Origin of the sequence: Bradyrhizobium sp. 164 (assembly GCF_023073715.1) — a bacterium.
Taxonomy (GTDB): domain Bacteria; phylum Pseudomonadota; class Alphaproteobacteria; order Rhizobiales; family Xanthobacteraceae; genus Bradyrhizobium.
Genome location: NZ_JADPKA010000081.1, coordinates 1 through 767 on the forward strand (window position 1 = coordinate 1; position 767 = coordinate 767).

At 64.8% G+C, this 767-nt stretch carries 1 pseudogene; it reads right to left on the reverse strand.

The window, feature by feature from the left end:
* Nucleotides 1-767: pseudogene (locus IVB01_RS24980) on the reverse strand (RNA polymerase sigma-54 factor); the annotation flags it as partial.

The window sequence follows — 767 nt, forward strand, 5'->3', positions numbered from 1 at the left end:
GCGACAGCCTTCAGATTGAGCGGCCGCAAATGCGCCACGCCATGGGTGAAGAAGCCGTCCTGCTGGCGCACGATCTCGGTTGCAACTTTCAGGATGGTGCGGGCGCGCTGGTCGAGTGCGCGCACGAGCCAGGTCGCGTTCTGGAGCGCATCGGTGAAGTAGGATTTGTCGCCGTCCTTGCCGATCTTCTTCGACAGCTCGGAATAGTAGGTCTGGTTGACCAGCACGCGCGGCAGGGTGTCGCTGTTGAGCTCGACATGCCAGCCACCGTCGGGACCGGGGCGGACATAGACATCGGGCACCATGGTCTGGAGCCGCGCCGAGCCGAACTTCATGCCGGGCTTGGGATTGAGGCGGCGGATCTCGCCGATCATGTCGGCGATGTCCTCGTCGTCGACGCCGCAGACCTTGCGCAAGGACGCGATGTCGCGCTTGGCGAGAAGATCGAGATGCTCGACCAGGGCCTGCATCGCCGGATCATAGCGGTCGAGCTCGCGGAGCTGGATCGCCAGGCATTCGCTCAAGTTGCGCGCGCAGACGCCGGGTGGATCGAATTTTTGCAGCACGGCAAGAACGTCCTCGACGTCCTGTTGCGATGCGCCGAGACGCTCGGCGGCCTGGCCGAGATCCGGCGGCAGATAGCCGGCCTCGTCGACGAGGTCGATCAGGTACTGGCCGATCATGCGCTGCGCCGGCGCGGTGAAGGCAACCGAGAGCTGCTCGGCAAGATGGTCCGACAGGGTCCTCTCTGCCGCGACGAAGGCTTC